18 protein-coding genes are annotated in these 15,151 nt (G+C 71.5%); 6 read left to right on the forward strand and 12 right to left on the reverse strand.

Annotation, left to right across the window (positions count from 1 at the left end):
• The first annotated feature begins 56 nt into the window (after positions 1 to 56).
• Together A3CQ_RS0150290 and A3CQ_RS0150295 are read left to right on the forward strand one after the other, a co-directional pair.
• Positions 57 to 1,079 (forward strand): cation diffusion facilitator family transporter, encoded by a 1,023-nt coding sequence (locus tag A3CQ_RS0150290; protein ID WP_020518585.1) that lies wholly within the window; start codon positions 57 to 59, stop codon positions 1,077 to 1,079.
• A gap of 11 nt (positions 1,080 to 1,090) precedes the next feature.
• Entirely contained in the window at positions 1,091 to 2,170 is a 1,080-nt protein-coding gene (locus A3CQ_RS0150295) for a DUF3866 family protein (RefSeq protein ID WP_020518586.1), read from the forward strand.
• On the opposite strand, the gene A3CQ_RS0150300 is transcribed toward A3CQ_RS0150295, so the two are convergent.
• The 3 genes from A3CQ_RS0150300 to pafA all read right to left on the reverse strand — a co-directional run bounded on the left by A3CQ_RS0150300 (position 2,171) and on the right by pafA (position 5,232).
• Positions 2,171 to 3,592, reverse strand: coding sequence for a GGDEF domain-containing protein (locus tag A3CQ_RS0150300; protein ID WP_245577696.1), 1,422 nt, complete (start codon positions 3,590 to 3,592; stop codon positions 2,171 to 2,173).
• Between the two features lie 80 nt (positions 3,593 to 3,672).
• Positions 3,673 to 3,855: a hypothetical protein gene (locus tag A3CQ_RS0150305; RefSeq protein WP_020518588.1), complete on the reverse strand. Its 183-nt coding sequence runs from the start codon at positions 3,853 to 3,855 to the stop codon at positions 3,673 to 3,675.
• A gap of 18 nt (positions 3,856 to 3,873) precedes the next feature.
• A complete protein-coding gene (pafA, locus tag A3CQ_RS0150310; RefSeq protein WP_020518589.1) occupies positions 3,874 to 5,232 on the reverse strand; it encodes a Pup--protein ligase in 1,359 nt (452 codons plus the stop codon).
• Positions 5,233 to 5,381: 149 nt separating this feature from the next.
• Here pafA and A3CQ_RS0150315 point away from each other — a divergent pair, with 149 nt between their 5' ends.
• Complete coding sequence (locus tag A3CQ_RS0150315) at positions 5,382 to 6,317, forward strand: dTDP-glucose 4,6-dehydratase (protein WP_026207111.1); 936 nt, start codon at positions 5,382 to 5,384, stop codon at positions 6,315 to 6,317.
• 22 nt (positions 6,318 to 6,339) lie between these two features.
• On the opposite strand, the gene A3CQ_RS0150320 is transcribed toward A3CQ_RS0150315, so the two are convergent.
• The 4 genes from A3CQ_RS0150320 to A3CQ_RS58415 all read right to left on the reverse strand — a co-directional run bounded on the left by A3CQ_RS0150320 (position 6,340) and on the right by A3CQ_RS58415 (position 8,184).
• The gene (locus A3CQ_RS0150320) at positions 6,340 to 6,597 is read right to left on the reverse strand and encodes a Txe/YoeB family addiction module toxin (RefSeq protein WP_020518591.1); all 258 of its coding nucleotides are present in this window, start codon (positions 6,595 to 6,597) and stop codon (positions 6,340 to 6,342) included.
• The gene (locus tag A3CQ_RS0150325; protein ID WP_026207112.1) at positions 6,594 to 6,869 is read right to left on the reverse strand and encodes a type II toxin-antitoxin system Phd/YefM family antitoxin; all 276 of its coding nucleotides are present in this window, start codon (positions 6,867 to 6,869) and stop codon (positions 6,594 to 6,596) included. The genes A3CQ_RS0150320 and A3CQ_RS0150325 overlap by 4 nt, the downstream gene beginning before the upstream one ends.
• Before the next feature lie 65 nt (positions 6,870 to 6,934).
• The gene (locus tag A3CQ_RS0150330; RefSeq protein WP_020518593.1) at positions 6,935 to 7,708 is read right to left on the reverse strand and encodes an MOSC domain-containing protein; all 774 of its coding nucleotides are present in this window, start codon (positions 7,706 to 7,708) and stop codon (positions 6,935 to 6,937) included.
• Positions 7,708 to 8,184 carry a CGNR zinc finger domain-containing protein gene (locus A3CQ_RS58415; RefSeq protein ID WP_020518594.1) on the reverse strand — a complete coding sequence of 159 codons (477 nt, stop codon included), beginning with the start codon at positions 8,182 to 8,184 and terminating at the stop codon, positions 7,708 to 7,710. The genes A3CQ_RS0150330 and A3CQ_RS58415 overlap by 1 nt, the downstream gene beginning before the upstream one ends.
• A gap of 105 nt (positions 8,185 to 8,289) precedes the next feature.
• On the opposite strand from A3CQ_RS58415, the gene A3CQ_RS0150340 reads away from it, so the two are divergent.
• From A3CQ_RS0150340 to A3CQ_RS0150350, 3 genes are read left to right on the forward strand one after another with little or no spacing between them, the layout of a single operon-like run.
• A complete protein-coding gene (locus A3CQ_RS0150340; protein WP_020518595.1) occupies positions 8,290 to 9,255 on the forward strand; it encodes a zinc-dependent alcohol dehydrogenase family protein in 966 nt (321 codons plus the stop codon).
• A 7-nt stretch (positions 9,256 to 9,262) separates the two neighbouring features.
• Entirely contained in the window at positions 9,263 to 10,285 is a 1,023-nt protein-coding gene (locus A3CQ_RS0150345) for an alcohol dehydrogenase catalytic domain-containing protein (RefSeq protein WP_020518596.1), read from the forward strand.
• A gap of 26 nt (positions 10,286 to 10,311) precedes the next feature.
• The gene (locus A3CQ_RS0150350) at positions 10,312 to 11,145 is read left to right on the forward strand and encodes a patatin-like phospholipase family protein (RefSeq protein WP_020518597.1); all 834 of its coding nucleotides are present in this window, start codon (positions 10,312 to 10,314) and stop codon (positions 11,143 to 11,145) included.
• A gap of 60 nt (positions 11,146 to 11,205) precedes the next feature.
• Here A3CQ_RS0150350 and prcA read toward each other — a convergent pair whose 3' ends face one another.
• The 5 genes from prcA to dop form a co-directional block, all read right to left on the reverse strand.
• On the reverse strand, positions 11,206 to 12,069 hold the full coding sequence (prcA, locus tag A3CQ_RS0150355; RefSeq protein ID WP_026207113.1) for a proteasome subunit alpha: 864 nt from the start codon (positions 12,067 to 12,069) through the stop codon (positions 11,206 to 11,208).
• A 49-nt stretch (positions 12,070 to 12,118) separates the two neighbouring features.
• Positions 12,119 to 12,958 (reverse strand): proteasome subunit beta, encoded by an 840-nt coding sequence (prcB, locus tag A3CQ_RS0150360; RefSeq protein ID WP_026207114.1) that lies wholly within the window; start codon positions 12,956 to 12,958, stop codon positions 12,119 to 12,121.
• 10 nt (positions 12,959 to 12,968) lie between these two features.
• Positions 12,969 to 13,100, reverse strand: coding sequence for an endonuclease domain-containing protein (locus A3CQ_RS64170; RefSeq protein ID WP_169516385.1), 132 nt, complete (start codon positions 13,098 to 13,100; stop codon positions 12,969 to 12,971).
• Between the two features lie 172 nt (positions 13,101 to 13,272).
• Positions 13,273 to 13,488, reverse strand: coding sequence for a ubiquitin-like protein Pup (locus tag A3CQ_RS0150365; protein ID WP_020518600.1), 216 nt, complete (start codon positions 13,486 to 13,488; stop codon positions 13,273 to 13,275).
• 110 nt (positions 13,489 to 13,598) lie between these two features.
• On the reverse strand, positions 13,599 to 15,116 hold the full coding sequence (dop, locus tag A3CQ_RS0150370; RefSeq protein ID WP_040434343.1) for a depupylase/deamidase Dop: 1,518 nt from the start codon (positions 15,114 to 15,116) through the stop codon (positions 13,599 to 13,601).
• Positions 15,117 to 15,151: the final 35 nt, after the last annotated feature.

Genomic DNA, 15,151 nt, shown 5'->3' on the forward strand with positions numbered 1-15,151 from the left:
GCAACGCTAGCAGCAGGAAGGCCCGCACTGTTATTTCGTGACCTGCCCGGGGAAGGATGATCGGTGTGACATCGGAGCGAACCCCCGGCCTCGCGGGCGCCGAGGCACTCGACGTGCCCGGTGCGCCCGAAGAGGCGGAGAGCGAAAGCATCGGCACGGTCATCCTGGCCGGCGCGGCCAACCTGGCGATCGCCATCGCCAAGCTCGCGGCGGGACTGTTCTCCGGCTCCTCGGCGATGCTCTCCGAGGCGGCCCACTCGTTCGCCGACACGATCACCGAGATCTTCCTGTACGTGGCGCTGGTGCGCGGCAAGCAACCGGCCGACGAGCAGCACCCGTTCGGGCACGGCAAGGAGAGCTTCGTCTGGGCGTTCATCGCGGCGCTGTTCACGTTCGTGGGCGGCGCCGGCTTCTCGATCTACCACGGCATCACGGCGATCGTCGCGGACGAGCCGAGCGGCGAGTTCCTCTGGTCGTACCTCGTGCTGGCGATCTCGTTCGTGGCCGAGGGCACCTCGTTCCTGCGCGCGCAGCGCCAGGTGGCCGGCGAGTCGCGGCGCTGGGGCGTGAGCCGCTCCCGCTTCCTGCGGCTGACCCCCGACACCACGGTGAAGGCGGTCTACTTCGAGGACTCGGCGGCGCTGGTCGGCCTGGTCCTGGCCGCGCTCGGCCTGATACTCACCGAGATGACCGGCGACGAGCTCTGGGACGGCATCGCCTCGGTGGCGATCGGCGTCCTGCTGTTCCTGGTGGCCGCGATCCTGGCCCGCAGCAACGTGTCGCTGCTGGTGGGCCGCTCGGTGCCGCGCCGCATCCACAACCAGATCGCCGAGGACATCGCGAGCATCCCGATCGTGGTGGCGGTGCCGACGCTGCTGACGATGCAGCTGGGCCCCGACGAGATCCTGGTCGCCGCCAAGGTCGACTTCGTGGACGAGGTGAGCGGCGGCGAGATCGAGCAGGCCTCCGACGACGCCGAGGTCCGGCTCCGGACCCGCTATCCCGCGATCCGGTACGTGTTCCTCGACCCGACCCGGGGCACGGCCGGTCGCAGTCACGTGGACGGCGGAGTCGAGTAGATTCGCCGGTCATGGTGCGCTGGCGGTCCGGGACGGTTCAGGCGATCCGCCGCACCTGGCACGGCGCGGCCGAGCTTGACGTGGCGACGGACGACGGCGTGCTGCGGGCGCTCGCCTATCCCGCGCTGGTCGGCGAGCCGCGAGTGGGCGATCGCGTGCTGCTGAACGTCGGCGCGCTGGTCATGGGCCTGGGCACCGGGGGTTACGCGCTGGTCGTGGCCATCCCCGACCGGCTGCCGGAGGACCCGGCCGACGACGGCACCACCCGCGAGCGGGGTCACCTGGTCAAGGCCCGCTACACGCCGCTGCAGGCCATCCGGCTCGGCGTCGACGAGGAGGCCTCCCCGCACCGGGCGATCATGGAGGCGGCCGTCTCGCTCGACGGCATGCCCGTGGTCACGGCCGATCTCCACTCCGCGCTCCCGGCCATCCTCGCCGGCATAAGAGCCGACAAGCCCAAGACCACGATTGTGTACGTCATGACGGACGGCGGGGCGCTTCCCGCGTGGTTCTCCCGCACCCTGGACGGGCTGCGCGGCCACCTCGCGGGGACGATCACGACCGGCCAGGCGTTCGGCGGCGACCTGGAGGCGAGCACCGTGCACACCGGCCTGCTCGCGGCCCGCCACGTGCTCGGCGCGGAGGTGGCGATCGTCGCGCAGGGCCCGGGCAATCTCGGCACGGGCACGCCCTGGGGCTTCTCCGGGGTGGCGCTGGGCGAGGCGGTCAACGCGGCCGCGATCCTCGGCGGGCGCCCGGTCGGCTCCCTGCGGGTGTCGGACGGCGACGGCCGGCCCCGGCACCGCGGCGTCTCCCATCACTCGCTCACGGCGTACGGGAAAGTGGCTCTGCTCCCCGCGGACCTGCCGGTGCCGGACGGCCTCGAGCCCCGCCTGGCCGCCGAGATCGACGCCGCGCTCGCGCCGCTCGGCGCACGACACCGCCTGGTCCGCGTCCCGGTCGACGGCCTGGACGAGGCGCTGCGCGCGAGCCCGGTCGGCCTGTCCACCATGGGACGCGGCCTGGACCAGGACAAGGCCTACTTCCTGGCCGCGGCGGCCGCCGGCCGGCACGCGGCGGCATTGCTCTGACTAGACGGTTACCCGGTTACGGCCCGCGTTCTTGGCCGCGTAGAGCGCCGCGTCGGCCCGTGCGACCAGCTGGTCCGGGGTCTCGTCGCCGTCCCACACCGCGATGCCCGCCGAGAAGGTCTGCTCCTGCGGCGTCGCGGCCAGCACCCGCTCCATGATCTCCCGCGCCTCGCCCTCGTCGGCGTCGGGCAGCAGCACGACGAACTCCTCGCCGCCGTAGCGGGCCAGCAGGTCGACCGCCCGCAGCGCACCGTGCCAGGCCGCCGACGCCTCCTTGAGCAGCCGGTCCCCGGCGGGATGGCCGAACGTGTCGTTGAACAGCTTGAAGTGGTCGAGGTCGAGCAGGGCCACGCTCATCGGCCGCCGGTCGCGACGGGCGAACTCGAGGGCCCGGGGCAGGTCCTCGTTCCAGACCCGGCGGTTGGGCAGGCCGGTCAGCTCGTCACGACGGGCCAGGTCGCGCACCTGGGCGGCCCGCCGCTCGACCTCCCGCACGAGCTGCGCCATCCGCAGCACCACCAGCAGGAACAGCACCGTGCAGCCGATCACGATGGCCCAGCCGTCGCGGACCCGCCCCTGCGCGAGCTGGACGGCGAGCAGGCCGGGCGCGATCAGCGAGGCCGCGGCGAGCAGCGCGAGCTGAATCCGGCCGAGCCGGACGGGCTCGGGGGACGCGGCGGCGCCGACCTCCCGGGCCTCGTTGTGCAGCGCGCCGAGACCGAACAGCACGAACGCGACCAGGAACACCATGTCGATCGAGCGGCTGAACCACTGGATCTTCTCGACCTGGGCGCCGATCTGCGGAATGCTGCCGACCACCACCCAGGCGGTGTCGCCGAGCAGGAACGCGCCGAGCGAGCCGGTGATCCACCAGAACGGGGCACCGCGGCGGCCGCCGCCGCGCAACAGGCGGGTCATCATGGCGAGCAGCAGAAGATCACCGATCGGGTACGCGGCCTGCACGGCGCGCCCGAGCATGTCGATGTCCTGCCCGAGGGTCGCCGGTTTGATCACGTACACCCAGGCGAGCAGACCGAGCCCGGTGGTGATGGTCGCGGCGTCCACGACCGCGGTCCGGTTCCGGCGCGGCTCCCGCCGGCGGATCAGCAGTGCCAGACCGAGCGCGCAGGCCGGGTACAGCAGCAGGAACAGCGGGTCGGCGGGGGTGGGCAGGCCCTGCCAGCCGAGCACGTCGACGCAGTAGATCGAGACGGGGATGCCGGTGACGTTGGCGCCGACGCCGAACGCGAAGCACCACCAGGGCAGCCGGTCACGGCGGGGCAGGCGGTGGGTGCCGGCCAGGATGCCGGCGACGCCGAGGTACCCGATGGCCAGCTGCCAGCCGCTGGTCCACCACCCGTCGGCGGGGATGAGCTGGTACGCGGCGATCGCAACGGCGGCGAGCACGGCGTATCGCTTCACCCGTCCAGATTTCCCGGTCCCGGTTGCGGGAGCGGGTGCTACCGGGTTGCTTTACCGTGCCGTCGCTCTTGCCGCTCCTCTTACCGCGCCAAGATCAGCCAGAGCCAGCCGAGCAGAGCCGCGCCGAGGACGGCGGCCATCGCCCACGTGGGGATCTTGTGGCCGCCGGCGCGGTTGCGCTGGATCTCGGCCCGGATGCGGTCGCGTTTGCGCTGCACCCGGCCCCAGAGAACGTCCTCGGCGGTGCGTTCGGGCTTGTCCATAGCCCGGCCACAATAGCTCTACATACTGGCGATCAGCCGCTCCACCCGCTCGTCGTACGCGCGGAAGGGGTCTTTGCACAGGACGGTGCGCTGGGCCTGGTCGTTGAGCTTGAGGTGCACCCAGTCGACGGTGAAGTCGCGCCGCTTCTCCTGCGCGTGCTTGATGAACTCGCCGCGCAGCCGGGCCCGCGTGGTCTGCGGCGGCGTCTCCTTGGCCTCGAAGATCTCCAGGTCGTTGGCGATCCGGTCGACCTGCTTGCGCTTCTCCATCAGCGCGTAGAGGCCGCGGCCCCGGCGCACGTCGTGGTAGGCGAGGTCGAGCTGGGCGATCCGCGGGTGGGACATCGGGATCTCGTGCTTGGCCTGGTACCGCTCGATCAGCTTGTACTTCGACACCCAGTCGATCTCGCGGGAGACCGGGTCGAGGTCGCCGCTCTCGATCGCGTTGAGCACCCGGCCCCACAGCTCGACGACCCGCTTGGCGGTCTGGTCGCCGCCGCGCCGCTCGACGAACTCCGTGGCCTTCGCGAGGTACTCCTGCTGGATCTCGAGGGCCGAGACCTCCTTGTTGTTGGCCAGGCGGATCTTGCGGCGGCCGGTGACGTCGTGGCTGACCTCGCGGATCGCCCGGATCGGGTTTTCCAGGGAGAGGTCGCGCATGACCACGCCGGCCTCGATCATCCGCAGCACGATGTCGGCCGACCCCACCTTGAGCAGGGTGGTGACCTCGTTCATGTTCGAGTCGCCGACGATCACGTGGAGGCGGCGGTACCGCTCGGCGTCGGCGTGCGGCTCGTCGCGGGTGTTGATGATCGGGCGCGAGCGGGTGGTGGCGCTGGAGACGCCCTCCCAGATGTGCTCGGCGCGCTGCGAGAGGCAGAAGACCGCGCCGCGCGGCGTCTGCAGGACCTTGCCGGCGCCGCAGATCAGCTGCCGGGTGACCAGGAACGGGATGAGCACGTCGGCCAGCCGGCCGAACTCGCCATGACGGGAGACCAGGTAGTTCTCGTGGCAGCCGTACGAGTTGCCCGCGGAGTCGGTGTTGTTCTTGAACAGGTAGATCTCGCCCGCGATCCCCTCGTCGTGCAGCCTTTTCTCGGCGTCGACCAGCAGGCCCTCCAGGATCCGCTCGCCGGCCCGGTCGTGGGCGACCAGGTCGGTCACGGAGTCGCACTCGGGTGTCGCGTACTCAGGATGGGAACCGACGTCGAGGTAGAGCCGGGCACCGTTGCGGAGAAAGACGTTGCTGCTGCGCCCCCAGGACACCACTCGGCGGAACAGGTAGCGGGCCACCTCGTCCGGTGACAGCCGCCGCTGCCCCCGATAAGTACACGTGACGCCGTACTCGGTCTCGAGGCCGAAAATTCGCCGTTCCATGACGAAACACTAGCCTCATCGGGCACCCATTGGCAGTCACCACTCGCGCATTCCCCGGCACTGCGGGCCACGCTCCCCGGCACCGCGGGCCACGGCCAGGTCACCGGATCGGGTGGCCGCCGCGGAGCCGCGGATAGACTCGCGGGGCGATGAGGCTCATGGTCACCGGCGGCGCCGGGTTCATCGGCTCGCACTTCGTGCGGGCGGTTCTCGCCGACCGCCTGCCGGGCCTCGAGGGCGCCTCGGTCACGGTTCTCGACAAGATTTCGTACGCCTCGAGCTTCGCGAACCTGAGCGCCGTGGCGGAGAGCAGGCGCCTCGACTTCGTCCCCGCCGACGTGTCCGACGCCCCAGTGGTCGCAGCCGCCCTGCGCGGTCACTCCGCCATCGTGCACTTTGCGTCCGCCCCCGCCGGCGCCGATGTCCACGCCATCCAGGTCCTGCTCGAAGCGGCACTCCGCCAGGACATTTCCCGTTTTATCCATATTTCCACCGACGAGGTGTACGGCTCGATCGACACCGGCGCGTGGACCGAGCGCTCTGCGGTCGCCCCCACCACCCCCGCCGCCGCCGCGAAGGCCGGCGCCGACCTCATGGCCCTCGCCTACCACCGCACCCACGGCCTGCCCGTGGTCGTCACGAGGAGCAGCGACAACTACGGCCCCTACCAGGACCCTGCCCAGACCGTCCCCGGCCTCGTGACGGCCCTGCTGGACAGCCGCACGGCCCGGCTGGCCGGCGACGGCACCCGCGTGCGCGACTGGCTGCACGTAGCCGACCACTGCCGCGGCATCGCCCTCGCCCTGCTCGAGGGCCGGGCCGGCGAGGTCTACCACATCGGCGGCAGCGTCGAGCTGGCCGACCGCGACCTGGCCACGATGATCCTGACCGAGCTCGGCGCGGGCCGCGACGCCCTCGAGCTGCTCGACGACGGCAAGGGCCACGACCACCGCCACGCCCTCGACGACGACAAGATCCGCCGCGAGCTGGGCTGGCGCCCCCGCACCGAGTTCGCCTCCGGCCTCTCCGCCACGATCCGCTGGTACCGCGACAACCCGTCCTGGTGGCGCCCCCTGCTCCCTTGACCTCGCGCCGGGGGTGGACCAGCTAGCGCGTGCCGTAGTGGTACCGGCAGGCGACGATCTCCACGTCGCCGCCCTTGATCCGGTACACCAGCCGATGCTCCTGGTCGATGCGCCGCGACCAGAGCCCGGACAGCTCCCCGCGAAGGGCCTCCGGCTTGCCGATGCCCCGATACCCGTTGCGCATGATGTCCTCGATCAGATCGTTGATCCGTTTGACCAGCTTCCGATCCGTATGACTGAGATACTGCGACCAGGCGGTCTCCGAGAAGATCAGCCTCACGCGACGTCCTGCGCCGCCGATGGGTCGGTGAGGTCCCGCTCGACGCCTTCGCCACGGTCCAGCTCAGCGATCGACCGGCGCAACGCCGCCGCGTTGCCAGGGCTGCGGAGCAGGTACTCCGTCTCCTTCATGGACTCGTACTCCGCCAGCGGGAGGATCACCACCGGCTCGTGCCCCGAGCGGGTCACCACCAGCTCCTCGGCATCGTCGACAACGCTGTCGAGCTCAGCGGCGAGATTCTGCCGCAACTGGGTGAAGTTCACCGTTCGCATATCCACTCCCCATGACGTACAGAAAACTGTACTTCACCGGGTCCGACCCAGCCATCCCCAGCGAGCTAGCTGCCGCCCAGCCGGAGGTCGCCGGGCTGGAGGACCTCGGCGTAGACGCCGAAGCAGGCGGCCTTGCCGAGGCCGGCGACCGGCATCCGGTAGCGGCGGGCCAGTGTGCGCAGCACATCGGCGTCGGGCGGCGCGCCGGGGCCGTGATCCAGGCTCGGGACTACGCAGCGCGGTGTCGGGGACATCGTGCGGAGCACCGCATCGCCCAGGCGGAGCTCGGTGCCGGGCTCCGGGTCGTCCGCGGCGTCGAGCACGATGTTGGGGCGGAAGCGGACGGCCGCCGCGCCGAGCCGGGCCAGCGCGCCCGTCGTGACCAGGTGGACCGGGGCGAAATCGACGAAACCGCCCGCGCCACCGCCACCCACGTCGGTGACCGTGTCCTCGCCCGGGCGCAGGCCGGCCATCCAGTCGGGGACCATGCCGTCGACGCCGGGCAGGGTGCGGTGCAGCCGGGCGCCGGGCGGCACCTCGCGGGTCAGCCGCACCGGGCGGTCGAGGTGGCGGGCCAGCGCGGCCTCGGCCCCGGCGGCGCGGAACTGCTCGGCGCCGATGCGGACGACCAGGTCGTCGTCCTCCGCTCGGGCGCCGACGGAGAGCAGGCGGCCCCAGCGGCGAGGGTGTTTGGCGCTGCCGACCGTGCCGTCGCCGGGGTCGACGCAGGCCCACTCGCGGTCGCCGGCGAGACCCGTCGTCTCCACCCTCGCCTCGGTCAGCGGCTCGCCGCGGGCGCTCTTGAGCGGGTAGCGCCACAGCTCGACGACGCGCGGCATCACTTGCCCCGGGCGCGGTGGGCGGCGACGTTCACCTTGTTGCCGCAGTACTCGTAGGAGTGCCAGCGGCGCGTACGGCTGCGGGTGTTGTCGTAGAAGGCCTCGCGGCACTCGTCGTTGGCGCACAGGCGCAGCCGGGTCCAGTTGCCCGCCGTGACCAGGGCGGCGACCTCCTGCGCGATGCGGCCGAGCACGGGATCGCCGGTGACCTGCCGCAGGCGTACGCCGTCGTCGAAGTCGTAGCCGAAGGTCGCCGCCGAGAGGCGGGCCGTCAGGTCGGCCCAGTCGCCACCCTCGCCGGCCAGCGCCACCAGCGCGTCCCGCACCGCCCGGACCTGCTCGATCCGCGCGGCCGGCGGCGGGCCCTCCTGCCCGAACGGACGCAGCACGACCTGGGCCGTCCCGGGGTCGTCGAGCTTGTCGGGGAGGTTCGCGTACGGCCGGGAGTTGAGAAGGTCGACGATCCCGGTTGCCATGGTCACATTCTTTCATGCGGGGCTACCCGTTGTAGCCGCTTACAAGGCGATGATACGTTGCCGTTGCTGTAAGCGTCTTCCAAGAATAGCCAGAAGGGCTAGGCCATGAGCCAACTAGTCATCTCCGCGCTCGGCGACCCCACGCACACCGCCGGCCTGGTCAAGGACCCCGACCTCACCGTCGGGCCGGACGACGTGCTCGTCGCGATGGAGGCGGCCCCGATCAACCCGGTCGAGACCCTGTTCGCCAACGGCTGGTACCCGATCCAGCCGCAGCTCCCGGCGGTGCTCGGCGCCGAGGGTGTCGGCCGCGTGGTGCGGGCCGGCGAGAACGCCGCCGCGCTCACCGGTAAGCGGGTTGTTGTGATCAGCCCTTACCGGCAGGGTGTCTTCGGCGACCAGGTCGTGGTGCCGGCCGGCAATACGGTGACGGTGCCCGAGGGCGTCGACGGCCATCAGCTGTCCATGCTGTCGATCAACCCGCTCACCGCGTACCTGCTGCTCAACGACTACGTCACGCTGCGACCGGGCGAGTGGGTCGCCCAGAACCTCGGCAACTCCGGGGTCGGCCGCTCGGTCATCGCCCTCGCCAAGCACGCCGGCGTACGGACGCTGAGCATCGTGCGCCGCGCCGAGGTGGCCGACGAGCTGCGCGCGCTGGGCGCCGACGACGTGCTGGTCGACGGCCCGGACCTGAGCATCGCCGAGCGGCCCCGGCTGGCCTTCGACGGCGTGGGCGGCCCGGGCGGCGACGTGCTGGCCGGTGCGCTCGCCCCCGGCGGCACACTGGTCTCCTACTCGGCCGTCACCGGCGAGAGCCCGCGGCTGCCGCTCGGCCCGCTGGTCTTCGGCGGCCTCGCCCACCGCGGCCTGTGGATCGGCAACTGGCTGGCCGCCACGCCGCGGGCCGAGATCGAGCGTGTGTACGCCGAGCTCGCCGGGCTGGTCGCCGACGGCACCCTGTACGTCCCGGTCGAGGCCACCTACCCCCTCGACCAGTACGAGCGCGCCCTCGAGCACGCCAACCGGCCGGGCCGTACCGGCAAGATCCTTTTTACGTTCGAAGGCTGAGGCATCGATGACCACCACCTACCGCGCCTACCAGGTGTCCGGGAAGGGCGAGTTCGCGCTCGTCGAGCGGGAGCTGCGCGAGCCCGGACCCGGCGAGGTCCGCATCCGGGTCGAGGCCTGCGGCGTCTGCCACAGCGACCTGCTCGCCGTGGCCGGGCTGCTCCGGCCCGACCCCGCCGTTCCGATGGTGCCGGGGCACGAGATCGCCGGGGTCGTCGACGCCGTCGGGGCCGGGGTGCGCGCCTGGAAGCCCGGCGACCGGGCCGGCGTCGGGTTCCTCAACGGACCCTGCTACGAGTGCGACCACTGCCGCCGCGGCGACTTCGTCGACTGCGCCGACCAGCAGACCACCGGCACCACGGTCGACGGCGGCTACGCCGAGATCGTGTACGCCCGGGCCAGTGGCCTGGTCCGGCTGCCCGCCGAGCTGAGCGCGGTCGAGGCCGCTCCCCTGCTGTGCGCCGGGATCACCGTCTACCGCGGCCTGACCGACCTCGGACTGCGGCCCGGCTCGCTGGTCGCGGTGCAGGGCCTCGGCGGTCTCGGCCACCTTGCCGTCCAGTACGCGAGCCGTCTCGGCCACCGGGTCGTCGCGATCGCCCGGGGCACCGGCAAGGCCGCGCTCGCCGACTCGCTGGGCGCGGACGACTACGTGGACAGCACGGCCGAGGACCCGGCGGCGGCCCTGCGGCGGCTGGGCGGCGCGGACGCGATCCTGGCCACCGGCGCGAACGGCGGCGCGATGTCGGCGCTGGTCGGCGGCCTGGCCGCGCACGGCCGGCTCGTGGTGATCGGCGCCGGCGGCGAGCCGATGACCGTCGACCCGGCACACCTGCTGTTCCCGGTCCGCGCGATCAACGGCACGATGGTCGGCACGGCGATCCAGACCGAGGACGCGCTGGCCTTCGCCGTCCGGCACGGCGTGCGCTCGGCCAACGAGATCATGCCGCTGTCCGAGGCGCCGAAGGCCTACGAGCGGATGATGGCCGGCGACGCCCGGTTCCGCATCGTTCTCGACTCAAGGTCCTGACAGGGAGCCCGTGCTACGCATAGATCATGGATAGTGCTCTCGTTCTCGGCGCCGGCGGCATCACCGGCATCGCCTGGCACCTCGGCGTGCTCACCGGCCTGCGGGCCGCCGGCGTCGACCTGACCGGCGCCGACCTGGTGGTGGGCACGTCGGCCGGGTCGATCACCGGCGCGCTGATCACCTCGGGCCTCGACCTGCTCGACGCGCGGCGCATCGAGGCCCGGCTCGGCGACGCGGGCCCGCCGATCGCCCCCGACTGGGAACGCGGCACGGCAGCGTTCGCGGCGCTCACCGACGAGAGCATGGACCCGGCGACGATCCGGCGGACCGTCGGCCGGCTGGCGCTGGAAGCCGACGTGGTGGGCGAGCGGGAGTACGTCGCCTCGCTCACCCGCCGGCTGCCGCGGCACGAGTGGCCCGACCGGCCGCTCGTGATCGCGGCGGTCGAGGCGGCCACCGGCGATCCGATCGCCTGGGACCGTTCGTCCGGGGTGCCGCTCGACCTCGCGGTGGCGGCCAGCTGCGCGGTCCCGGCGATCTTCCCGCCGGTGACCGTCGACGGCCGGCGCTACATGGACGGCGGGGTGCGCTCGGGCACCAACGCCGACCTGGCCGCCGAGTGCGCCCGCATCGTTGTGCTGGCGCCGCTCGCGCCGGTCCGCGTGCACGGCGCCCCGGCCGCCGAGATCGAGGCGCTGCGGCGGCGGTCGAAGGTCGCGCTGATCGCGCCGGACGAGGACACCCTGGCCGCGCTCGGCCCGAACGTCTTCGACATGGGCCGCTGGGAGGCCGCGATCGAGGCCGGCGACGCCCAGGGATCCCGCCTCGCAGCCGAGGTCGCGGCCGTCTGGCACAGCTGAAGGCCCGACTGGCACAGCTGAGGGCCCGGCCGAACCGGCCGGGCCCTCAATCGTCGAACGTCAGGAACCGTCGCCGTTCACGTCGTCGGCCGGCTCCGCGGGGTCGTCCGAAGCCGCCGGCGCCTCGCCCTCGGTGTCCACCGACGCCGCCGAGACGGTCGGCTTGTCTTCCGCCGGGCCGGGCGGGGCCGCGTCGACCTCGCCCAGATCGGCGTCGGCCACATCGGCACTGCCCGCGAGCAGCTCGTTGAGAGACGACCCGGCGATCCGGCGGAACGCCCGGCCCTTGCGCCGCCGGTCGAGCACCGCCACCTCGAGCTGCTTGGCCTCCAGCCGGCGCGGCTGGCCGTTCTCGCCGCCCACGCTGCCCAGCGCCTCGGCCGCGAGGGCCAGCGCGTCCTGCAGCTCGGCCGCGGTGTCGTGCCGCTCGCGCAGCACGTTGGAGATCGCCTCGGCCTGGCCGCCCATCGCCATGAAGCCCGGCTCGTCCATCACCGAGCCGTCGTAGGTGATCCGGTACAGCTCGTCGGACTCCGGGGTGGCGCCGACCTGAGCGATGCAGATCTCCACCTCGTACGGCTTCTGCGTCTCCGAGAAGATCGCGCCGAGCGTCTGGGTGAACGCGTTGGCCAGGCCGCGCCCGGTCACGTCGCGCCGGTCGAAGCTGTAGCCGTTGAGGTCGGCCATCCGCACGCCGGCCCGGCGCAGGTTCTCGAACTCGTTGTACCGGCCGACCGCCGCGAAGCCGATCTTGTCGTAGATCTCGCTGATCTTCCGGAGGGTCGTGATGTTCTCGGCGACCAGCAGGATGCCGCCCTCGTAGGTGAGCACCACGGCGGAGCGGCCGCGGGCGATGCCCTTGCGGGCGTACTCCGAGCGGTCGCGCTGGACCTGCTCGGGTGATGCGTAGAACTGCATGGCCACGGGTGGCTACTCCCTTTCGTCCCGAAATCAGCGTGGTCAAAAAAGGGGCTCAGCCGCCCGGGTTCTCCATGCGCCCGGCGACGACCCGCTCGGCCACCGCCGTGATCTCCTCTTCCGACAGCCGGTGGGTGCCCTGGGCCGTGGCCGACATGACCACCGGGTAGATCTTGCGGGTCACGTCGGGTCCGCCGGTCGCCGTGTCGTCGTCGGCCGCGTCGTAGAGCGCCTCCACCGCCAGCGTGATCGCGTCGGCCGTGCTCACGCCAGGCCGGTACTTCTTCTTGAGGGCGGACTTGGCGAACAGCGAGCCGGAGCCGATCGAGTCGTACCCGGTCTCCTCGTAGAGGCCGCCGGCCACGTCGAAGCTGAAGATGCGCCCGTGCCGGGACGGGTCGGCCGGCGCCAGGTCGTAGCCCGCGAACAGCGGCACGACCGCGAGGCCCTGCAGGGCCGCGCCGAGGTTGCCCCGCACCATGCCGGCCAGCCGGTTCGCCTTACCGTCGAGGGAGAGCATGATGCCCTCGATCTTCTCGTAGTGCTCCAGCTCGACCTGGAACAGCCGCATCAGCTCGATGCCGATGCCGGCCGTGCCGGCGATGCCGATCAGCGAGTACGAGTCCGCGGGGTGCACCTTCTCGATGTCCCGGCTGGCGATGAGGTTGCCCATGGTGGCCCGGCGGTCGCCCGCCATGACCACGCCCTCGGCCGTGGTGATCGCCACGATCGTGGTGCCGTGCGGCGCGATGTCGGCCGACAGTCCCGGCGGCAACGGTCGCCGTCCCGGCAGCAGCTCGGGCGACGCGTGGGTCAGGAACTGCGTGAAGGAGGACGTCCCCGCGTTCATGAAGAAATCCGGCAGACGCCCGGATGGATCAAAGTCCTTGGCCACGTGGTTCCTCTCAGATACGTGTTCGCACCGGCGCCCACTCCCCCGGGACGCCGTCGCAGTTGCTGCACAATATCCCGCGGACGGAGGAGGTGCGAAGATCGTGATCGCCGTGTTCGGGCCGGACGGAAGACGGGCCGCGCACGCCGGGACACGGTCAGGACCAGCCTGCCCGATCCGGCACACGACGGCCCGCACTTCGGTCGGTATTGCCCGGATTGCCCGCGTCCAGGCGGTCCGGGCAACCGTGGGTCGCTGCTCGAATTCGGCTAAGAGCGAAACGTGATTGTCCGATCAGTCAAAGTCGGACAAACCGCTCACTCACCGCCTTTCTGCACGTAGCCGCGAACGAACTCCTCCGCGTTCTCCTCCAGGACGGAGTCGATCTCGTCGAGAAGGTCGTCGACGTCCTCGGTGATCTCGGCGTGGCGCTCGGCTACCTCCGGGTTGGCCTCGACGGTGACGTCCTCGACCTCTTCAGCGCTGCGGCTCTTGCCGGACTGCGACTGGCCGCCGGTGTCTCGGGTTGCCATGGATGTCCCCCTTCTAGCCACCCGAAGTCGCACAACATCGGGTACCAAAAACCTACCTCGGACCTGTGACAAAACGCTCCGCCGGGGCGGAGCGTTTTCTCAGGAAGGACTCAGCGGCCGATGATGACCTCTAGCAGGTCCTTCGCGCTCTCACACTTGTCGAACAGGGCCCCGACGTGCTTCTTGGTGCCGCGCTCGGGCTCCATCATCGGCACCCGGACGAGCGACTCCCGGCCCACGTCGAAGATCACCGAGTCCCAGCTGGCGGCGACCACTTCGGACGCGTACTGCGCCAGGCAGCGGCCGCGGAAGTAGGCCCGGGTGTCGTCCGGCGGCTCGTACATGGCCCGCTGGGTCTCCGCCGGGTCGAGCAGCGTCTTCATCGAGCCCCGGGCCACCAGCCGGTGGTAGAGGCCCTTCTCGGGGCGCACGTCGGCGTACTGGAGGTCGACCAGCTGCAGTTTCGGCGAGGACCAGCCCAGGTTTTCCCGCTCGCGGTAGCCGTCGAGCAGGCGCAGCTTGGCGACCCAGTCGAGGGTGTCCGAGCAGAGCATCGGGTCGCGGCCCAGCTTGTCGAGCACGTCCTCCCAGCGCGCGAGCACGTCGACGGTCTGCTCATCGGCGTCGTCGCCGTAGCGCTCCTCGACGAAGGCCTGGGCCCGCTCGTAGTACGCCCACTGCAGGTCGAGCGCCGTGAGTTTGCGGCCGTCGCGCAGCCGGATCAGGTGCTTGAGCTCCGGGTCGTGGCTGACCGACTTGAGCTCGCTGACCGGGTCGGCCACGCCCAACTCGCCGGTGAACACCTTCTCCTCGATCATGGCGAGGACCAGCGAGGTCGTACCCATCTTGAGATAGGTCGCGATCTCCGACAGGTTGGCGTCGCCGATGATCACGTGCAGCCGGCGGTATTTGTCGGCGTCGGCGTGCGGCTCGTCCCGGGTGTTGATGATCGGCCGCTTCAGCGTGGTCTCGAGACCGACCTCGACCTCGAAGAAGTCGGCGCGCGACGAGAGCTGGAAGCCCGAGCCCGAGCCGTCCTGCCCGATGCCGACCCGGCCCACCCCGGTGAACACCTGCCGGGTCACGAAGAACGGCGTCAGGTGCGCGACGATGTCGGCGAACGGCGTCTGCCGCCGCATCAGGTAGTTCTCGTGCGACCCGTACGACGCGCCCTTGTTGTCGGTGTTGTTCTTGTAGAGCTGGATGCGGTGGGTGCCGGGGATCGTGGCGGCGCGGCGGGAGGCCTCGGCCATGACCCGTTCGCCGGCCTTGTCCCACTTGACGACGTCGAGCGGGTTGGTGCACTCGGGAGTGCTGTACTCCGGGTGCGCGTGGTCGACGTACAGCCGGGCGCCGTTGGTCAGTATCACGTTGGCCAGGCCCAGGTCTTCGTCGGCCAAGGCGTCGGCCGGATCGTAGGCGGCGCCGGAGTAGGTGAACCCCCGGGCGTCGCGCAGCGGCGACTCCTCCTCGTAGTCCCAGCGGGCCCGGCCACCCCGGTTGAGCTCGGGCCGGGCGCCGTAGGCGTTCACCACCTGCGAGGAGGTGACCATCGGGTTGGCGCCGGGCTGCCCGGGCACCGAAATGCCGTACTCGACCTCGGTACCCATGATCCGTCGAACGCTCATGCGACCACCATCCCGCGCGCCACGCTGCTGCTCAT

The organism is Paractinoplanes globisporus DSM 43857, assembly GCF_000379645.1.
Classification (GTDB): domain Bacteria; phylum Actinomycetota; class Actinomycetes; order Mycobacteriales; family Micromonosporaceae; genus Actinoplanes; species Actinoplanes globisporus.